The sequence below is a fragment of the Rhizobium sp. TH2 genome (genome assembly GCF_024707525.1).
Lineage (GTDB): Bacteria > Pseudomonadota > Alphaproteobacteria > Rhizobiales > Rhizobiaceae > Rhizobium_E.
In genome coordinates this window covers 103,229-122,835 of sequence record NZ_CP062232.1, presented here as the reverse complement: position 1 = coordinate 122,835, position 19,607 = coordinate 103,229, and the positions used below count along the sequence as shown (strand labels likewise).

Here is a 19,607-nt window from a genome sequence, read left to right as displayed (position 1 = left end):
CGCTGACGCAACGGATTGCCGCTTTCATGCAGAAGTTGGGTTTTGGCAGGATGGCCGCTCGCTGCGGCCAGCTAGATTTCATGGATCAGCAGAAAGTCTGCTGCCGGTATTGCAGGCGCGCTTCGCTCGGCGAGCGGCTGAAATAGGCCCGGTAGTGCTTGGAAAACTGCGACTGGTCGGAGAAGCCCCAATTGTAGGCGATCTCGGAGATCGTCAGCTGCGAATTCTTCTTGCGCAATTCCTCATCGCACATCAGCAGCCGCTGCTCGCGGATCCATTCGCAGATCGACCGGCCACTGTCGGTGAAAAGCCGCTGGAGATATCTGAGCGAGATGCCGCAAGCATCGGCGATATCCTGGGGAAGCAGTTCCTGCTTGTTGAGTTGGCCGCGAATGAATTGCTCGGCCCGGAACAGATGCGCCGACCGTACGGAACTGAGATTGCTGCTCAGCACACGCTCGTCGCCCTGGATCGCCAGGCAAAGCAGATCGATCAGGTGTTGCCCAACCACTTCATGCGCGGCGGAATCCATCTCGGCGATCCGGCGAGCGCTTGTCCGCACCGCATCCACGAAATAGGCGCCCACACCTTTGGTGGCATCGAAGGACATCGCCGAAAGCCGCTCCGGCGGCCCGACACGCGCCCTCAGCGCTGCGGCCGGCACCTTGAAAACCCACAGCAGATTGGCACCGGGGTGACTGAATTCATAAGGCGCATCGCCGCGTTCGAGCACAAATCCGCCTGGTGCGCAGGAGACTTCCCGACCGTCCTGGGCAAATCTGATATCGGCAAGATCGGGGATGGTGACCAGGAAGCTCTTCTCACGTTCCGTGACGATCTGCCGTTCGTGGCGCTTATAAAGGATCGCGTCGCATTGAATTCTGGAAAGCGATACGCTCCCCATCGACCAATAGTCCAAACCGCCGTTGAACCGGTCTTCGTCCCGATACTTGAGGTCGAGCGGGAAATACGCGTTGGAGATGATGTCTTTCCAGTAACCCGCGCGAGCCCCAGGGCTGGAATTGGCCGTCGAATAATGCATGTCTCATCCTCCTTTGCGAAGGCGGCGGCCGGCTGTTACCGGTCTCACCAGTTGTTCCCATTCGTTCTTTTTCCGAAGATAGCATGAAATAGGCGGGTGTCTTGTCACCAGGCGCATAAAATCTCGTCAATCCTGGCATAGGACCCGTCATTACCGAGCCCAGAACAGGCAATGCGCACGGGCAATCGAATCGAAAATTGCAGAACGTTCCTCGCCTCATCCATAGAATGCAAAACGTCGCGCGCGCGTATCTATTCATAAACCAGGCAGTATAGACTGTGAAACTCTGGTGACTGAACGTCCCTGACTGTGCGCAGTGGAACCAGAATTTGTTCGCGCAGAAATGATGTATTTCCCCGTCTCTCTGCTACGTTGGCAGGTGTTGCGCATGGCGGGGAAGGAAAACAACCTCAGGGCCTTTCGACGCTCGAAATGCTGGCGGACCGCATTCCATACTGTGGACGCGTCGAAGTATAAATTCATGCGTGCAAACATAATCAAATAAAAGAGGTCGGAACCAATGAAACGCACAAACATGAAGAAAGTGATTTTGTCAGGCTTACTGGCGCTTCTCTCCCCTACCCTGTCGCATGCCACCGATACCTGGCCGTTCGACGTGGCCGATGTCGTTGCCGGCAAGACGGTCTCCTATCAGGGCCTCGATAAGGCATCGAAGAAATGGCACATCTGTGTCCTTTTCCCGCATATGAAGGACAGTTATTGGGTGGGCGTCGACTACGGCATTGCCGACCAGGCCAAGGCGCTGGGTGTCAAGGCGACGATCTTCCAGGCCGGCGGTTATACCGAAGCCGCCAAGCAGGTGGCACAGTATAACGACTGCGTGGCGCTCGGCGTCGATGCCATCATCATCGGCGCGATCTCGGAGGCGGGTCTCGCCAAGAGCATGGCCGAGGGCAAGGCGAAGGGGATCGTGCAGGTCGGCGTGATCAATCCGCTGCAGGGCGACGTGGCCGATGCCAAGATCTATGCGAACTACGACGTCGCGGCCGCAGCCGGCGCAAGATTCCTGGCGGAGAAATTCAAGGATAGCGCGGATCCCGTCAAACTGCTGCATTTTCCCGGTCCGCAGGGTTCCGGCTGGGCAGAGGCATCAACCGAGGGCGTGAAGCTCGGTATCAAGGACTCCAAGATCGAGCTCGCGGACGCCAAATACGGCGACACCGGCAAGAGCATCCAGCTCCAGCTGGTGGAGGATGCCCTCCAGACCTATGACGATGTCGGCATCATCTACGGCACAGCGGTGACGGCCGAGGTCGCCAAGCAGGCGCTTCAGGAAGCCGGCATCGACCGGGACGTCACGATCGCCTCCTATTATTCCAACGAGGGCATCGTCGATCTCGTCAAGAAAGGCGACGTGTCCGCGACGGTTACGGAGTCGCCTGTTATGGAGGCCCGTATCGCGGTCGACCTCGCAGTCCGAATCCTTGAAAAGAAGGAGCATTACAAGCACCTCAATCCGGCGATGAGTATTGTGACCAAGGACAATATCGATACTATCGATCTGACCCGCTCCTTCGCTCCCGCCGGCTGGAAGCCAGTCTATTCGGTCGATTGAAAGTCATGTTGATGAAGACTGCCAACACGGACGATACGGGTTCGAAAGAACCCGTATCGTCAAGCCCGGTCCTCTCGATGCGGGCAATCGTCAAACGGTTCGGCGCATTCGCGGCGCTGTCAGGCGTGGATTTCGATCTCGAAGCGGGTGAAGTCCACGCGCTCTTTGGCGAGAACGGTGCCGGGAAATCGACGCTCATCCAGATCATGGCCGGCGTCTTGCAGGCCGACGAAGGCGAATATCGGCTCCTGTCGCAGACTATCGAGAACGCCACGCCGGCCAGGATGCAGCGCGCCGGAATTTCCGCGGTGTTCCAGGAATTCAGCCTGATCCCCGAACTGACCGTCACCGAAAATCTCTTTCTCGGACGGGAATTGATGCGCCGGGGTCGGCTGGACAAAACGGCCATGCGACAAGCGGCCGACGCCATTCTTGGCAAGCTCGGCTTTGCCCTCGACCCCGATGCGAGGATCGTCACACTGCGACGCGCCCACAAGCAGATGGTGGAAATCGCCAAGGCACTGCTGCACGACGCGAAGGTGATGATTTTCGACGAGCCGACCGCCTCGCTCGCCGACCAGGAGGCAGCGGCGCTGTTCGATCTGATCGAGTCCCTGCGCGACCAGGGTCTCGGGATCGTCTACATCACCCATCGCATGGCCGAGATCGATCGTCTCGCCGATCGCGTGACAGTGCTGCGCGACGGCAAATATGTCTGCACCCTCGCTCGCGATGAGATCAGCCATCCGACACTCGTCAAATCGATGACCGGGCGGAGTTTCGAGACCTTCTATCCGAAGATCGAGCGAAACGCGTCCTCGACGGCTCTCGAGGTCAGGGGATTGTGTGCTGCGAACGGCCTCGTGAACGCCGTCGATCTGGAGATCCGGCATGGCGAAGTGCTGGGCATCGCCGGGCTCGCCGGCTGCGGCAAATCCGAACTGATACGCGCGATCTACGGTCTCGAAGCGATCCTGGACGGCACGATCAGCCTCGATGCCGAGCCGGTGAAGAATCCGACACCCGCCGCCATGCTCGGCCGCAAGCTCTGCTACTTCCCGTCCGATAGAGCGACCGAGGGCCTGGCCATGCGCCAGAGCCTCGGCTGGAATGCGACGATTGCGGCTCTTGACGATGGTGCCTTCTCGAAGAGCAGGCTCTGGATCCGGCAACGCGCCGAAAAACTGTTCGCGCGGCGCATGACCGACCGTCTCGATATCAAGGCGCGCGGCGTGAACGCCCCGGTCGAAGGAATGTCCGGCGGCAACAAGCAGAAGGTTCTGCTCGCGCGCGGGCTTTCCCGTGAACTCGACATTTATCTGTTCGACGAACCAACCGTCGGCGTCGATGTCCAGGCCAAGGTCGAAATCTACAATTTCATCAAGGAACTGACCGAAGCCGGCAAGGCCGTCGTGGTTTGCTCATCCGATATGGCCGAAATCATCCATATCTCGCATCGGCTCCTCGTGATGCGAAACGGCGAGATCGTGGCCGAACTGGAGGGCGATGACATATCGGAAGCGGCACTGCTGTCGGCCTTCTTCGACCATCCGGTTGAAGTGCCGCGGGACATGAAAGGCGAACAGAGGGAAGGAGTAGCGTCTTGAACACCCTCGTCCAAAACCGCACCATCAGGAGCAAGATCACAAGGCCTCCGGCCCTGCCACTTCTTCTTACCGCAACCTGCCTGCTATTCGCGCTCATCGAACCCAAATTCCTTCGGTTCGAGAACGTCATGAACATCCTGCGCAACACCTCCTATCTCTCGCTGGTGGCCGCCGGCCAGATGCTGGTGATCGTCGTCGGCGGCTTCGACATTTCCGTTGGTGCTGTCATCGCGCTCACAAGTGTCACGAGCACTATGTCGATGGTCTATTTCCTGGAGTTCATGCCTGATTTCGCGATCGCCGGCTTGGTGCTCGGCTGCCTCTCGGGCATGCTTGCCGCCGGCCTGATCGGCCTGGCGAACGGCGCGTGCGTCGCGATCCTGCGCGCACCGCCCTTCATCGTCACCATCGGCACGATGTCGATTGCCGCCGGCCTCGCGCAATTTCTGTCAGGCGGCACACCGCTCTACGGGCTTCCCGAGATCTTCACCGAAACGATAGGACGCGGACGATTCCACGGCATGCCGATCGTGATCGCGGTCGCCGTTCTCATTTTGGCCGCGCTCGGCTATGTGCTGACATCGACACGAACAGGCCGATATTTCTATGCCGTCGGCGGTAACGAACGCGGCGCGCATTTCTCCGGAGTCAACGTGCGGCTTGTCACCATCCTCGCCTATTGCCTGGGTAGCCTTCTTGCCGGGGCGACAGGACTGTTGCTCACCGCCCGCGTGGGATCGGGCGAGGCGACGCTTGGCAGTTCCATGATGCTCGACAGCATCGCGGCGGCCATCCTGGCGGGGGTATCTCTCAAGGGCGGTTCGGGCCGCCTTTCCATGGTGATGACGGGCGCGTTGTTCCTGTCGGTGCTCGCCAACGGCTTGAACCTTGTCCGCATTGACAGCCGATATCAGGTCATCCTGGTAGGGGCCATCGTCATTGCCGCGGTGGCGCTCGATAATTTCAAACGCATGCGGAGCACCAGCCCATGAAGGCGGCGACATTCATGCCCTCGTCCCCGATCCGCGCGCTCGGCTTGCCGATCGTCATCCTGGCGATTTTCGGACTGTTTGCGCTCATCCAGCCGGCAATGGCTTCATTCGCCAATCTTGAAAATCTGCTCAAGCAGGCGTCGCTGCTGTTCATGCTGGCAGCCGCGCAATTGCTCGTGCTGATCGGCCGGGGCTTCGATCTTTCAGTCGGCGCCAATGTGTCCGTCGTCTCGGTGACCTCCTGCATGGTCATGGTTGCGCTTCCGCCGGAGCATGCGGGAGTCGCGGTCGCGGCTGGACTCGTCGTGGCGCTTGCGATCGGCTGCGTGATCGGTGCGGTGAACGGATTTCTGATCGCCTATCTCGAGATCAACCCGTTCGTCGTCACGCTTGGTATGATGAGCATCGCCACTGGGCTGGCGACGACGATTTCAGGCGGGTTTCCCGTCTTCGGCGTCCCAGTGGCCTTCACCTACATTTTCAATCAGGTACATGTGCTCGCCCTGCCCGCGCCGTTCGTTCTGGCCGCTCTGCTTGCAGCGATCCTCCATATTCTGCTCTCAAAAACGGTGTTCGGCCGGACACTTTATCTGATCGGCGACAATGCGCGGGCAGCAATGGTCGCCGGCAGGAATATCAGGCTGCATCTGTTTCTCGCCTATATGGGCTGCGGCGTGATCGCGGCCATGGCCGGGCTCATGATGACGGCCGGAACCGGGTCGGGCGAACCCAGTCTGGGAGCCAGCCTCGTTCTCAACAGCATAGCCGCAGCCGTGGTTGGCGGCGCCTCGCTCCGCGGCGGGGTGGGCTCGGTACTGGCGCCTGTTTTCGGTGCCCTACTTGTGACGATTGTCTCCGTTGGGATGAACCTGGCCCAGATCGACGGATCGCTACAGTCCGTCATCATCGGCCTGATCGTCATCCTTGCCGCTTTTGCGGGATCGATAGGCAACGGATTGCGCGGCTGAATTCTTTCATTGTTAGATGGAAGGTTCTAAGCCAGCGCCGCGACAATCCCGATTTCCACAGCGTATTCCACGCCCGCCAGCTTCGCCTCAACAGTGGCGCGCGCCGGCGAATGGCCGTGAGGCACCCAGCTGTCCCACACCGCATTCATCTCATCGAAGGTCGCGATATCGGCAAGCCATATCGTTGCGCTAAGGATATGGGTCGGATGACTTCCCACCGCCTCAAGCAACCGCGTCACGTTCTCAAGCGCGTTGATGGTCTGGTCAGCTCTCCCGACACGCGACCCGCGCAGCGAGCAGGGAAAACTTAGCCAGCTTGAAATAGTGATTGACCTAAGGTTCAAAAGTGCCACGATCACTTCGCTATCATCGTTCACCCGCGACAGCCCACTCTCTGGGTGCCGCGAGCCGAAAGGAGGACGTCATGACAGCGAATGGCAGCTACACCGGAAAATGCTTCTGCGGGGCAGTTGAGATCGAGGTGAGCGGCGACCCGACTGCCATGGGCTTCTGTCACTGCAGCTCCTGTCGGACGTGGTCGGCGGGACCGGTGAATGCCTTCACGCTTTGGCCACCGGAGAAGGTCCGGATCGTCAAGGGAGCGGACAATCTGCTGGGCTATCAGAAGACTGCGACGAGTGTGCGCAGATGGTGCAAGGTCTGCGGTGGGCATCTTATGACCGAGCATCCGCTCTGGAGTGTCACGGATGTCTATGCAGCAATTATTCCGACACTGCCGTTCGAGCCTGCGCTCCATGTAAATTATCAGGAGACGGTGCTGCCGATGAAGGACGGATTGCCTAAATATCGGGACGTTCCAACGGCCTTGGGCGGCACGGGAGAATTGATCGCGGAGTAATTCAGGCCAGCCCTGACCCATGGCTGTTCCTGCTGTTGCGCCGTTTCCGAAAGAACCGTTCCCGCTCGGCTTTGATCTTGGTGACGGATTTCTCGACGGCTTCAAGCGCGCTCTTGTTTGCCTTGCGCCATGCCTGGGACTTAGCAGGATTGCGCATCGCAGCCTTTCGCGGGTCCTCGTGCGATCGGATATGGACGTCTGCTTCATCGGCGGCCTTGATAAAGGCCGCACGTGCTTTGTCCGCCGTAGCTCTACCCTCCAGGGCCGCCAGACAGGCTCGCTGAGCGGCCATGAAGGCTCTGCCGGTATCTAGGGGCCAAAGCTCAAGCAAGCTATCGCCCACCGGCCGCATAAATGCGGCGTCCGATGCGTCAGTCCTGCGTGCAGATTGGAACAACCACAGCGCCCATTTTGTGACGTTTCGCCAAGGCGATGACTGCCTCTGTCAGGTCCTCCTCCGACCAGCCCGCTTGGGTGGCGTCGTCCGCGATAGCGGAGAGAAGTCCATCAAGATCGAGATAAGCGGTCCCAGCTTCAATTGCGTGTTTTAGAAAGTCACGCTCTATCGCTTGCTCGCAATCGTATGATCTTTGCGGGTACGGCCAAGGATATCGAGGCGAATTCATAGACACGGATGCGACCTCTGCTGATCATCAGCTTGGCACAGGCGTCATGCGAGTCAAATGATACTTCTTTGAACAATCAAATGTGATTTGCGCTCGGTTGCGAAGATTCTTTCCTTGCTCGCGGAACGAGTCGCAAGGGATTTGATTGATTCGCGTCAGTTGCGTTGGGAGTGCGGTCATGCAGAGTTGGAACGATGGTGTGGAGCTTCAGCTTGAGGGCATTGGCAAATACCGAACGGATCGTTCTGCTCGGAATATCCAATGTCGCCGACGCGGCATGCACGAACAAAACAGCGATCTGGGCTTATGAAAAGAATGGGACTCGCCATGTCGTCTACGGCACGGACGGTGTTGATTATGGCAGTAGCGTCTATTTCGAAGAATGGCGCGGCAACAAACTAGCATGGCGAGCCTCTGGAGCCGCAACCTGTTCGAATGGCGCCGTCATCTGCTCAGTAACTGTCAAGAATGCAAGCGGTCTCTCCGGAACCAGCTTCTGGTTCAATGTTCCGAATAGCAATCAGGTGGTCTATGATTTTATCGTAGGAGATTGCTGCTCGAGTTGCGATCGGAAGCACCGGAATGTTGCGGGAGAACGTTTGCTACCTGAACGCTCAATGCAACATTGACGCTTTCATAGCCGACCGGCAGCTTTCGGAACGACCAACCGGGTGTCTTAACGACCGTCTTGAGGGCGCGAAGCCGTCGTTGAACTCATTCATCGCAAATGTCCACAATCGCCCCGACAGCGGACAAGCATCTAAAAGGTCTTGAGGGGCTTCGAACTCTAGACCCAATATTTGCTGCGCGTTCCCTGGCACGCTATGAGCTGCGATGCCCAAAGATGCGCGTATTTGTCTTATGCCTAGGCTGCCTTTATCCCGACAATAGTCCAACCATACCAATCGGAACATCGGACGACAATGATCAGCAATGCGACCTCGACGCTTGCACCAATTGAACATGCCTATGGCGCGGTGGTTTGAGAAACTTGCTGGCAGTTCGGGGTGAGAGTATACTTATGCCGCGACAGGCAGCAGTTTCATGAAGGATGGGACTGCCGAAATCCATGGGGGCGAGCATGACCCTGCCCAGCTACGCGATGAATCAGGCAACTTTCCCGGAGATGTACGAGCGGTGGCTCGTAGCCCCGCTTTTCCAACCGTGGGCGGACATGACCCTCGAAGAAGTGCGTTTGTCTGCAGGCGATCGTGTCCTCGACATCGCCTGCGGAACGGGAATCGTGGCACGCGTTGCCAGGAAGCGGCTCGGTGAAACCGGCTATATTGTCGGCATCGATGTGAGTTCGGACATGCTTGCGGTTGCGCGTGCAACGGCACCGGACATCGACTGGCGCGAGGGCAATGCCAATGCCCTGCCTCTCCATAATGGGGAGCAGTTCGCCGTCGTCGCCTGCCAGCAGGGTTTGCAGTTCTTTTCCGACAAAACCGTTGCAGCAGCGCAAATGCGGCGGGCGCTGGCGCCAGGCGGCAGATTGGCGGTAAGCACTTGGCGTCCTGACGACGAGATCCCCTTCTTTCGGGCGCTACGCGGCGTCGCGGAGCACTATCTGGGCCCAATCACGGACCTGCGCTACAGTTTTGGAGAGGCGGCATCGCTTGAGGCACTACTCCGGGACGCCGGCTTCAAGGACGTCCGGTCACGGGTGCTGTCGCGTACCATGCGTTTTGCGGACGGCGCGCCCTTGCTTAGAATGAACACGATGGCGCTGGTCGGCATGAGCGCCGCCGGCAAGGCAATGGACGATCAGCAGCGCAAGCGTGTCGTGGACGACATCGTGAGCGAAAGTGGGCCTGTAATGGAACTCTATGCCGATAGATCGGGAATCGCTTTTGAACTCAGTACCAATCTGGCGACAGCCAGAGCCTGAAATGTATCATGGCGGTCAGATAGCGCCTGACAGACCCGCCGCCTTTCAAACTGTCTCCTCACCCCTCTGCATTGTGCCATCTTAGATAGAAAAAGACGCCCGCCCCTCCGTTCAGCGGACTTTCGACATACGGCACTGGGCCCTTCGTCGAAGCAAAATGGAATCCATATCGACCGCGGCAGACAGGAGAGCTATCCATGAGAGAAGTTGCCACGATTGGAATTCGTTTTCGATCCACATGGAGCCTGGCTCTACTTTCGCGAGCAGCGCGCCTTCGGCCTCTACGATCCGGACAAGCACGCACTAGAGATCTGAGGTGGTGGCCTGAACTGTTACAGACCTGCCAACAACGCGGCCAAATCATAACTGCTTTGTTATGATTTGGCCGCGTGAATTTATTTGAACCTGCGCGCGCAATTTGAAATGATCAAGCCACTCGACGGCATACGCAGGGAGGACGCGTATGCATCGGACGAGCCGGATCAACTGTGGGAGGAGAGCCAATGTTGAGAAGATGCGTTCTTGCGGGTTTTTCGGTAGCCTCGCTACTGCTGGCCGGCAGCGCCGCCCTGGCGGCCGACGTGACGCTAAAACTGCATCAGATGCTGCCGCCGCAGGCGACGATTCCGTCGAAAGTGCTGGTGCCCTGGGCCGAACAGGTCAAGAAGGATTCAGGCGGCCGCATCGAGGTCGAGCTCTACCCGGCCATGCAATTGGGCGGGAAGCCCGCCGACCTCGTCGATCAGGCGAGCGATGGCGTCGTCGACATCGTCTGGACTGTTATCGGCTACACGCCGGGCCGCTTTCCGAAGACCGAGGCCTTCGAGCTTCCCTTCATGATCACCACTGCGGAAAAGAGCTCGCAGGCCTTCTACGAATATTATGAAAAGCATCTCAAGGACGAGTTTGCCGACTACCACGTGCTCGCAGTGCACACCCACGGCCCGGGCCTGATCCACACGATCGGCAGCAAACCGGTCAACAGCGTCGAGGACATGAACGGGCTCAAGCTGCGTGGCACCTCCAAGGTCGTCAACGCGCTCCTCGAAGCGATGGGGGCTTCGCCCGTCGGCATGCCCGTCACGGCCGTGCCTGAGGCGCTGTCCAAGAGCGTCATCGACGGCTCTGTCGTGCCTTGGGAAGTGACGCCCGCCATCAAGATCGCCGAGCTCGCGCCCAATCATACCGGCTTCTCGGGTGACAAAGGTCTCTATACCGCGACCTTTCTGTTTGCGATGAACAAAGAGGCCTATGAAGCGCTTCCCGAAGACCTCAAGCAGGTCATCGACAAGAATTCGGGCATGGAGCTTGCCAAGAAGTTCGGCATCGCGATGGACCAAGGCGACATTCGCGGCAAAAAGATCGCTGAAGATGCCGGCAACAAGATCATCATACTCGACGAGGCCGAAACCGAGAAGTGGAAGACACTATCGGAGACGGTGACGACGGCCTGGATCGAGGACATGAACAGCAAAGGCCTGGATGGAACCACCCTGTTTAACGACGCTATTGCCCTGATCGACAAATACAACCAGTAACGCGAAACGCCAGGCGATCCCGGAGAGGGCGCGATGCAAAACACTGCTTCCTCCGGCACTGCCGGACGGACCATATACAGGCTTGCCGAATGGGTCGCCATCGTCGGAGGCCTCTGCCTCGCGGCGGCCTCTGTGCTCACGGGCATCTCCATCGCCGGCAGCCTGACCTACAAACCGCTGCCGGGCGAGATCGAGGTGGTCGAGATCCTGTGCGGCCTGGCGGTTTTCGCCTTCCTGCCCTACTGCCAGCTTCATAAGGGCCATGTCGGTGTCGATCTTTTCATCGGCATGCTGGGGCACAAGGCAATCAACTGGACCCAACTGGTCGGCGACATCATTATCACCGTGCTCTTCGCTCTTCTGACATGGCGGCACTGGATCGGCACGCTCGACAAATTCCGCAATGGCGAGTTCACGCCGATCCTCTTCATTCCAATCTGGTGGGGTTTTGCCGCGGCCATGGTCCTGCTCGTCATCAATCTCGTGGTCAGCGCGTGGACGGTCTATGCCGACATCCACGATATCAGGCGTGGTATCGACGTCGAATTGCCGCTCGGGGGCCACGGATGAGCAATATCGAAATCGGCCTTTGGTCCTTTCCAGTCCTCATTTTCCTGATCTTCCTGCGGATCCCGATCGCAGCCGCCATGCTCGGCACCGGCATCATCGGCACCTGGCTGGTGACCGGCAAATGGATGATCATCTTCAACCAGTTGAAGGCGGTGCCCTGGAACACCAACGCGAACTATTCGCTGTCGATCATTCCTCTCTTTCTGCTGATGGGCCAGTTCGCTGCCCGCGGCGGGTTGAGCCAGGCGCTGTTCAACGCAGCTTCGGCCTTCCTGGGCCATCGCAAGGGCGGAGTTGCCATGGCCGCCGTCGGCGCCTGCGCCGGCTTCGGGTCGATCTGTGGCTCCTCGCTCGCCACGGCGGCGACGATGGCGCAGGTGGCGCTGCCTGAGCTCCGCCGTAACGGCTACGCCGGCGGCCTTGCGACGGCGACGCTGGCGGCCGGAGGCACGCTTGGCATACTCATTCCGCCTTCCGTCGTGCTGGTGCTCTATGCGATCCTGACTGAGCAGAACATCGCCAAGCTCTTCCTGGCGGCCTTCGTGCCTGGCATCATCGCGGCGCTTTCCTATCTCACTGTCATTGCCATTTACGTTCGCCTCAATCCCGGTTCTGCCGGTACCGTCGCGCGGCTGCCCTGGGCCGATCGCGTCCCGCCATTGATCGCGGTCTGGCCGGTCCTGGTGATCTTCTTCCTGGTCGTTGGCGGTATTTATCTCGGCTGGTTCACGCCGACCCAGGCCGCGGCCGTCGGCGCCGTCGGCACCGGCCTCATCGCATGGCTGCGCGGAGGGCTCGGCAAGGGTGCGCTGTTCCAATGCCTCAAGGAGACCGCAGTCTCGACCGGCATGATCTTCTTCATCGTGCTCGGCGCTACGGTGTTCAACTCCTTCCTCGCCTTCTCTCGGCTGCCGCAGGTCGGTGCCGAATGGGTCACCGCCCAGGGCTTCACGCCGATGACAGTGATGATCATCATCCTGATCCTCTACATCATCTTCGGCTGCGTCATGGATTCGCTGTCCATGATCGTCCTCACCGTGCCGATCTTTTTTCCGATCGTCACTGCAATGGATTTCGGTCTCTCGCCCGAACATTTCGCGATCTGGTTCGGCATCCTGGTGCTGATGGTCGCCGAGATCGGGTTGATCACACCGCCTGTGGGGCTTAACCTCTTCATCATCGCCGCCATGGCGAAGGAAGTGCCGATCCGCGAGACCTATCGCGCCATCGTCTGGTTCGTCGGCGCGGATCTGCTGCGCATCGTGCTGTTGACGACCTTCCCTGTTTTCAGCGTGTTCTTGATCTGAGCGCGGGCCGGAGCCCTCCTATGCCGGCTCAGCCATTTTTCTTCGGCTCGTCGCAAATTTCGGCGTCTAACAGGCTGAATCCTCTTCCAAAAAATCGCTTTCCATGTCGGTAAAGCGAACGGTCAACTCGCGGAGAATCGACGGCGCAAAAGGAAATGGCGCTTGCCGAACCGGTGGTCGCTGATGCACGAGTGGCGCTGATCTCCCTGCACATCAGGGTACGCAAGACATGGCACGGGCGTTTGCTCGCCGACCTTGAAATCCTCGTTGGTGGCCTGGGTCAGGAAGGTCTACTCCCAATGGTCGCACTACGAGTATTTATGAGCGCCTTGAGCGGAATCGAACTGCAGGTCTCCGCGATCCATGGGATATTTAAACCCGCGCCAAAGCGGAAATTATTTCCGCGTTCAGCGCTACGATTTCGAGGTCTTTATGGGAATCGAACCCAGATCCCTATCTTGATGATGCCAACGCGCTGTTTACATGTAATAATGTCGCTTTTCAAATATCTGATAAGTGCTGAAGGCGGGTTGGAATGGCTTGCGTCGGTGAGCATTATGAAAACCAACGTGCACGACTGTACTTGTCGTTCATCCAGCAGAGGGACCCAAGCATCATCTCGGTTTGCTAGCGGAATCTCAATTGCTCGAGGTTATTCGAATGTGTGAAGGCGTTCGCGGACAAGCTCCCGCATCAGCGCTGCTCGTTCAGCACCGACTGATCCATCTGTCAACGACGACGGCAGCGCAAGCTGTTCCAGCCCGCGCGCAAGTGCTGCGACGAGTTCATCCATGGCCGTATCAGCCGCCGCCGCCGGGATACCCGCCGTCGCAGCGAAACGCTTGAAATCGGCTCGCTTCAGCCGTTCGTCCTTACCGGTGATTTTGAGGGCCATGCGGTCATGCTGCAGGTTTGGAAACACCCGTGTCGTTACGGCATCGTAGAGCGGCGCCATGCGAACCGAGCTGAAATCTCCCCTCGCTGGCTCTGCGATCTTCAGCACCGCCATGTTCTTCAGGTGCATGTCACCATCTGCGATCAGCCAGGCGAACAGTGCCCGCCGCAAGAGCAGCAGCAGGTCCGCATCCGCGTCGGTCGAAAGAGGGCGCAGCGCGGCCGCGATCCGTTCCATCGTGCCTGTGTATTTGTCTTCCGCCCGCACTCCCAAGACCGAAGTCATGTCTTCGAGCGCCAGACAGCGCATGTCATCAAGGCGGGTGCGGATGTCGAACCGCTCGACAACAAGGGCTGCCGGCATACCATCCGGCATGGCAACGAGCGCAATCGCCGGGACGGTGAATCCAGCCGCGCTGCCAAGCTCCATCGATTGCCATTCGATCGCCGGTAGCGCCTCGAATCCGGACGTGCCGGCAGGCTTCAGAATATGCGTGAACGGCTTGTCCGTGCTCGGCATCAGGATGCCGTCGGCATCGAGGAACATCGGCGCCTTGATCTGGACGCCCGACAGGCGCGGTGTCGCGCCTGTCGCGAACATCCGTGCCAGATTCTGTTCGAACGTATCATGGATGTCGCCGCGGCCGGGACCGGCGTAGGTCCCCGTGAACATATGATCCGTCGTAAAGCTAGTCAGTCGCGTCAGTAGGACATCAGCCGGCATGGCTGCCAGCTCGGCCGCCCGTTCCACGATCGTGATGTTCGACATGTACCGCTTGCCCGTGCGCAGCTCTACCCGCTCGTCCGGACTATTCAGGACGCGGTTCAGCCAGCCTTCCGGGAGAAGAGATTCAATGAAGGGCGGCAGCCTGCCAGGCGTGGTCTGGCGCACGAGTGGCGGACCATCCAGATTGGCCGCCTGCCATCGCCATTCGAAGCCATCGTGCACCAAGTTGCCGATCGGTACCCCGTGCCAAGCCACGATCAGGTCGAGCGCGGCTTGGTTTGTGACGGCGACCACTGCGGTCGGTGTCTGTTTGAGGAAACGTTCGGCTGCGCGCCCTTCATCAAGCCAATCATTGTCTCGAGCGAGCTTGAAAACAGCGTCGGCGGCGGCGTCCGGGCTGCCGTACTCTTCGATCAGGCGCGCGGCGATCCCCTCTTTCATCGTTTCGTCGAACGAGGCCGCATGTTCGCTACGGATGCGAAAGGCTTCCAGAAAACGCTGGCGCAGTGAAGACACGTCCACGCGCAGTTCACCCATGTCGTCGCCGACCACCGCCTGCGCAACGGAGGGGTGGTCCGGCGCTTTATTTTGGATGATTTCGAGCGTCCTGATACGCTGTCGTTGCACGCGGCGGCCGGTCAGAAACAGGCGGCCATCACGCATCGGACCGAGCAGTACGGCGCTGGCGGCCGAAAGGTACGCGTTTGGATAAAGGTATTTGGCGATGCGTACCGCGTGGGTCCGCACCGTTAGGTCCATATCGTCGTCGGCGTCGACATAGATGCCGCGCATCAACTGGACGAGCTTGCCAGCCTCGGCTTGGCGGAAACCGCGGGTTTTGTCGATATTTTCGCCGACGAGATAGAGCGGCATATTTGTAACTTTCGCGCATTTCAGATACGCGATAGTTACGGTATTCTTCCTCAGACTACAATGTCCATGCAACTTTCACGCATTCCAGATACGCGATAGTTACAGTTTCAGCACGATCTCCACAATCCGGGCTCGATCACACCATGCCTCTATTCCACGGAAACCGGCGACATCGGTCATTCATCCCGATACCCCGAAAGCCGATCGCAAACGCGTCGTCAATCTAACAGTGCCTGCGGTGGGGTCTGTGATTTTTCGGCGCAACAGCTCTCTCACCGTGATGGGAACCAAACCGCAGACCATACCAAATAGCGCAGTTGCCCAGGACGCCCTGCCTGCAACGATTGATGCCGTATCCAGTTTTCCAAGTATGCCCCTGAAGCTCGGGTTCTGTAAAACGCCACATTGGGGCATGGCCTCAATGGACGTTCAGGAGGCCGGAAGCCGCAGTCTTAATTGCCGAGCGGCGACATGACATCAACGAACAGTCGCAAACGATCACGAACTTATAGACGACGGCCAGGGTACTGAACTCTCCGCAAGGAACGAAGAGCCTCGGCCCGGTCAATGAGCCCATAGCTTGGGGCCAGTACTCCGATCACGAGCAGGGACCGTGAATTACCCGTGGGTCTCCTGATCACGGGTCGGCATTTTTCGATGTAATCCCCTGCACTGCGTCGAGATCCTGTCCGCCATTATAAACAATGGCTCTTGTTCTGCTATGCAGGATGCGTTCGCTAATCATCCTCAACAAGGAAACTCCATATGCGCTCTGCCTTCCATCTCGCCTATCACGTGACCGACCTGGACACGTCGAGGCGCTTCTACGGTGATGTTCTCGGCTGCCGCGAAGGCCGCAGCACCGACTCGTGGGTGGATTTCGATTTTTTTGGGCATCAGATTTCCTTGCATCTCGGCACGCCGTTCGCCGTTACCCGAACGGGCAAGGTGGGCGATCATATGGTGATGATGCCGCATCTCGGCGTGGTGCTCCCACTCGATGATTGGTTTGTACTGGCGGACCGCCTGGAGGCCGCTGAAATCAAGTTCGACATACCGCCGATGGTTCGCTTTGCCGGCGAACCAAGCGAGCAGCGCACTATGTTCTTCTTCGACCCCAGCGGCAATCCGATCGAAGTAAAAGGCTTCCGTGATTTCGAAAGCATATTCGCGCGCTGACATAAGCCTCGTACTTTTTTGTTCAACCCAATCGAGTGCTGGTTGCTATGTGGAAAGGAAGATAAAGAGCGGAAGCATCTTGCCGATGTTCAATCCAACCTCGATCGGAGTTAATCGTTACTAAGAACTAAATAGTGGTTGAAATAACGGCGATAAGTTGTAGGCTGGATGACTTCAAGGGATGATTGCGGCTCAGGTCGCGAACGCGAGGGGGACTCGGTATGTCTTTGAAATCACCCAATCCGACCGATGTTTTTGTTGGATCTCGTATCCGGATACGCCGAAACATGATCGGAATGTCCCAGGAGCGGCTGGCCGGCAATCTGGGCGTTACATTCCAACAGGTCCAGAAATATGAGAAGGGAACGAACAGGGTTGGTGCCTCGCGCCTGCAGGCGATAGCGACGACCCTCGCGGTTCCCATCAGCTTCTTTTTCCAGCAGGAGCACGGTGGAGTTTCACTCGACGGCATCGAAGGTCCGTCGGATGAGCGGGCTATTTCCAACTTCCTCGCGACGAAAGAAGGTGTACTGCTCAACCACGCGTTCCTCAAGATCAAGGACACGAAGATTCGTCGGTCAGTTGTCGCGCTCACCAAGGCGTTGGGCAACGCCGAAGGACTAGCATCCTCGTTCGCCGACGATGACGCCGACGAGGGCGAGCGACCGAGCGTTAACTGACTATTCCCCGGGGGCGGTGCATTGGTCTTGAGGCTCACGACGTTTTCAGGTGCCAGGCTGACCGACGAGTTCGGCAGGACGATTACCTTTTCCGAAAAGGGACTGACCACCCTCGCCTATCTGTCGACCACCCGGACGCGCCGCGTTTCCCGCACGGAACTCGCCGAGTTTCTCTGGGGCGATGCCGATCAGTCCAATCTGCTCGGCAACCTGAGGCAGCTTCTGGCGCGCATAAGAGCAAGACAAAACGCGGACGGTTTCGAAGTGTTAGGCTTCGAAGACACCGACGTCGTTCTCCGATCGGAAGGCTTAATCTGCGATCTGGACGAGCTTCCCCGGGATGTCACGGTCGATCCCATGGCGGCGATAATCAAGATGATCGCCCTCATGACCGGAGAGTTTCTCGCCGGCATCGCATTGGATTCACAGAAAGCGGAACTCTGGGCCGTATCCGAGCGGTCCCGCCATGTATCGCAGCTTGCGGCAGCCATTACGGCAGCGCCCGACGAGGATGGCAGCGCGGCGAACACGGATGTTGTCCGCAAGGCCTGTCTCTGCCTATTGAACCTCGACCCGTTCAATACGACGGCCCATCGCGTTCTTCTCGGATCTTATGCTGCCGCGGGGCAGCGCGTCCAGGCCCGCGCGCTTTTCGCCCGATACCAGGACCGGATACGCTCCGAGTTCGGCGTTGCTCCTGAACCGGAGCTCGTCGACCTGATGCGCGATCTCTTCCCCCAATCCCCGGCAGTTGCACGCCCAGGCAAAGTCGAGGACAGCGTCCAAAAACCCGGCCTCGACAGCAACACCGTCCTGCCGCGTCTACTTATTCTTCCGCCTCAGGAATTGTCAGGCAATGCCGCTGCGCTTGGCGGAGCGTTGATCGAAGATGTCACTGTCGCGCTCTGCCAGGCGCGAACCGTCGCCGTGGTCGCCCCGTACACCGCGCGCCAAATCGCCCGCGTTCCAGAGCCCCGTCACGAGACTTACGCGCGCCATCTTGTCTGCTACGCCTTCGAGACCAGCCTCCGCCAGGATGGCGAGGATTTGCTGCTCTTCGGAGGGCTTGCGGATGTCCGCAAGGACGAACTCATCTGGGCAGAGCGGTTCAACATTGCCGCAGGCAACCTCAGCCATTCGTACCGGGACATCGTCCGCAATCTGGTCGTCGCTGTAACCAACCAGATCGAGCGGCACGAGTTCGCGAAGATCGCCAACATCACCGCGCCGGACGCCTATCAGCACTATCTCCTCGGGCAATTCCATCTGCGCAAGCTTGATCTCATGCATCTCAGACGCGCGCGCAAGATGTTTCGTGCTTCGCTGCAGACAGCGCCCGATTTCCCCAATGCCTTGAGCGGACTGGCGCGAACGGAACATCTCGAATGGCTGGTGACGGCGCGGGGGGACAACGAGCTGCTGTTGTCGTCGGAACGGCATGCGCGGCGCGCCATCGACGCGGATCCGGGCAATGCGAGCGGCTATCACCAACTTGGCGTCACAAGCCTCTACAGGGCCGATTTCGACGAGAGCGTGGGCGCATTCGACGAGGCCGAAAAACGTGCTCCTTCCCACGCTGACCTCATTGCGGACTATGCCGACACGCTGGTCCATGCCTCGGATCCCGAGCTTGCTCTCGAAAAGATCGAAAAAGCGATCGACCTCAATCCCCTTTGCCCCGACGTTTACTGGTGGACCGCGGCCGGGGCGAACTACTGCCTCGGGAAATTCGAGACGGCGCTCAAGTATGTCGGCAAGATGGATGACCAGTCGGGTGCCACTCGGTTGGCGGCGGCCTGCTGGGGAATGCTCGGCGACGCCTCGAAGGCCAAGAGGCTGATGCGCAAGACGATGAAGATTTATCCGGACTTCGAGGTAGACAAGTGGCTTTCGATCATGCCGGTGAAGGACAATTGGCACAAGGAACACTACCGGGAAGGTCTGAAGAGAGCGGGTTTCAAGTAGTCTAACAACGGAGACGTGAACAATGGCAAAGTACGTAGTATTGGGTGTGACTGGTGAAAGTGGGTACTGGCTCGTGGACTTCGACATGCAGTCGGTCACGCCACTGCCCGATACTTTGACCGCGCCGTTCGGCCACACCGCCTCGGCTCGGTCCAAGGGCGCCACGCTTATCGCGAATGTCGATATGGCCGTGACCGTTTATGATCACGACGACGCCTTCAACGGAAAATACGACTCCGTGGCGTTCACAAACCGCTTTGACAGCAAGCCGTAGCCCAACTTGGCTACAGCCCGTCCAGCACCGATCAAGCCG

The 19,607-nt window shown here is 58.8% G+C and carries 18 protein-coding genes; 14 read left to right on the top strand and 4 right to left on the bottom strand.

The window, feature by feature from the left end; translation table 11 throughout:
* Window positions 1–85 precede the first annotated feature (85 nt).
* Window positions 86–1,042, bottom strand: coding sequence for a helix-turn-helix domain-containing protein (locus tag IHQ71_RS29450; RefSeq protein ID WP_258163026.1), 957 nt, complete (start codon window positions 1,040–1,042; stop codon window positions 86–88).
* A gap of 520 nt (window positions 1,043–1,562) precedes the next feature.
* On the opposite strand from IHQ71_RS29450, the gene torT reads away from it, so the two are divergent.
* Genes torT through IHQ71_RS29430 form a run of 4 tightly spaced genes read left to right on the top strand, consistent with a single transcriptional unit; the run spans window position 1,563 to window position 6,185 of the window.
* Window positions 1,563–2,618 (top strand): TMAO reductase system periplasmic protein TorT, encoded by a 1,056-nt coding sequence (gene torT / locus IHQ71_RS29445; RefSeq protein WP_258163025.1) that lies wholly within the window; start codon window positions 1,563–1,565, stop codon window positions 2,616–2,618.
* 11 nt (window positions 2,619–2,629) lie between these two features.
* The gene (locus IHQ71_RS29440) at window positions 2,630–4,225 is read left to right on the top strand and encodes a sugar ABC transporter ATP-binding protein (RefSeq protein ID WP_258163228.1); all 1,596 of its coding nucleotides are present in this window, start codon (window positions 2,630–2,632) and stop codon (window positions 4,223–4,225) included.
* Window positions 4,222–5,217, top strand: coding sequence for an ABC transporter permease (locus IHQ71_RS29435; RefSeq protein WP_258163227.1), 996 nt, complete (start codon window positions 4,222–4,224; stop codon window positions 5,215–5,217). The genes IHQ71_RS29440 and IHQ71_RS29435 overlap by 4 nt, the downstream gene beginning before the upstream one ends.
* Complete coding sequence (locus IHQ71_RS29430; protein WP_258163226.1) at window positions 5,214–6,185, top strand: ABC transporter permease; 972 nt, start codon at window positions 5,214–5,216, stop codon at window positions 6,183–6,185. Before IHQ71_RS29435 ends, IHQ71_RS29430 begins: the two co-directional genes overlap by 4 nt.
* Before the next feature lie 26 nt (window positions 6,186–6,211).
* Here the strand turns inward: IHQ71_RS29430 and IHQ71_RS29425 are convergent, their stop codons facing one another.
* Complete coding sequence (locus IHQ71_RS29425; RefSeq protein WP_258163234.1) at window positions 6,212–6,508, bottom strand: RidA family protein; 297 nt, start codon at window positions 6,506–6,508, stop codon at window positions 6,212–6,214.
* Window positions 6,509–6,609: 101 nt separating this feature from the next.
* Between IHQ71_RS29425 and IHQ71_RS29420 the strand changes: the two genes are divergently transcribed.
* Window positions 6,610–7,044 (top strand): GFA family protein, encoded by a 435-nt coding sequence (locus tag IHQ71_RS29420; RefSeq protein ID WP_258163225.1) that lies wholly within the window; start codon window positions 6,610–6,612, stop codon window positions 7,042–7,044.
* 1 nt (window position 7,045) lies between these two features.
* Here IHQ71_RS29420 and IHQ71_RS29415 read toward each other — a convergent pair whose 3' ends face one another.
* On the bottom strand, window positions 7,046–7,375 hold the full coding sequence (locus IHQ71_RS29415) for a DUF982 domain-containing protein (RefSeq protein WP_258163224.1): 330 nt from the start codon (window positions 7,373–7,375) through the stop codon (window positions 7,046–7,048).
* 507 nt (window positions 7,376–7,882) lie between these two features.
* Here IHQ71_RS29415 and IHQ71_RS29410 point away from each other — a divergent pair.
* The 5 genes from IHQ71_RS29410 to IHQ71_RS29390 all read left to right on the top strand — a co-directional run bounded on the left by IHQ71_RS29410 (window position 7,883) and on the right by IHQ71_RS29390 (window position 12,976).
* Complete coding sequence (locus IHQ71_RS29410) at window positions 7,883–8,299, top strand: hypothetical protein (protein WP_258163223.1); 417 nt, start codon at window positions 7,883–7,885, stop codon at window positions 8,297–8,299.
* Between the two features lie 452 nt (window positions 8,300–8,751).
* Window positions 8,752–9,561, top strand: coding sequence for a class I SAM-dependent methyltransferase (locus IHQ71_RS29405; RefSeq protein WP_258163222.1), 810 nt, complete (start codon window positions 8,752–8,754; stop codon window positions 9,559–9,561).
* A 503-nt stretch (window positions 9,562–10,064) separates the two neighbouring features.
* Window positions 10,065–11,099, top strand: coding sequence for a TRAP transporter substrate-binding protein (locus tag IHQ71_RS29400; protein ID WP_258163221.1), 1,035 nt, complete (start codon window positions 10,065–10,067; stop codon window positions 11,097–11,099).
* A gap of 33 nt (window positions 11,100–11,132) precedes the next feature.
* Entirely contained in the window at window positions 11,133–11,669 is a 537-nt protein-coding gene (locus IHQ71_RS29395; protein ID WP_258163220.1) for a TRAP transporter small permease, read from the top strand.
* Complete coding sequence (locus tag IHQ71_RS29390) at window positions 11,666–12,976, top strand: TRAP transporter large permease (RefSeq protein WP_258163219.1); 1,311 nt, start codon at window positions 11,666–11,668, stop codon at window positions 12,974–12,976. The genes IHQ71_RS29395 and IHQ71_RS29390 overlap by 4 nt, the downstream gene beginning before the upstream one ends.
* A gap of 652 nt (window positions 12,977–13,628) precedes the next feature.
* Here IHQ71_RS29390 and IHQ71_RS29385 read toward each other — a convergent pair.
* The gene (locus IHQ71_RS29385; protein WP_258163218.1) at window positions 13,629–15,470 is read right to left on the bottom strand and encodes a type II toxin-antitoxin system HipA family toxin; all 1,842 of its coding nucleotides are present in this window, start codon (window positions 15,468–15,470) and stop codon (window positions 13,629–13,631) included.
* A gap of 765 nt (window positions 15,471–16,235) precedes the next feature.
* Here IHQ71_RS29385 and IHQ71_RS29380 point away from each other — a divergent pair.
* The 4 genes from IHQ71_RS29380 (at window position 16,236) to IHQ71_RS29365 (ending at window position 19,568) form a co-directional block, all read left to right on the top strand.
* Window positions 16,236–16,649, top strand: coding sequence for a VOC family protein (locus IHQ71_RS29380; RefSeq protein WP_258163217.1), 414 nt, complete (start codon window positions 16,236–16,238; stop codon window positions 16,647–16,649).
* A gap of 221 nt (window positions 16,650–16,870) precedes the next feature.
* Entirely contained in the window at window positions 16,871–17,329 is a 459-nt protein-coding gene (locus IHQ71_RS29375) for a helix-turn-helix domain-containing protein (protein WP_258163216.1), read from the top strand.
* Between the two features lie 21 nt (window positions 17,330–17,350).
* Window positions 17,351–19,294 (top strand): BTAD domain-containing putative transcriptional regulator, encoded by a 1,944-nt coding sequence (locus IHQ71_RS29370; RefSeq protein ID WP_258163215.1) that lies wholly within the window; start codon window positions 17,351–17,353, stop codon window positions 19,292–19,294.
* 22 nt (window positions 19,295–19,316) lie between these two features.
* On the top strand, window positions 19,317–19,568 hold the full coding sequence (locus IHQ71_RS29365; RefSeq protein ID WP_258163214.1) for a hypothetical protein: 252 nt from the start codon (window positions 19,317–19,319) through the stop codon (window positions 19,566–19,568).
* Window positions 19,569–19,607: the final 39 nt, after the last annotated feature.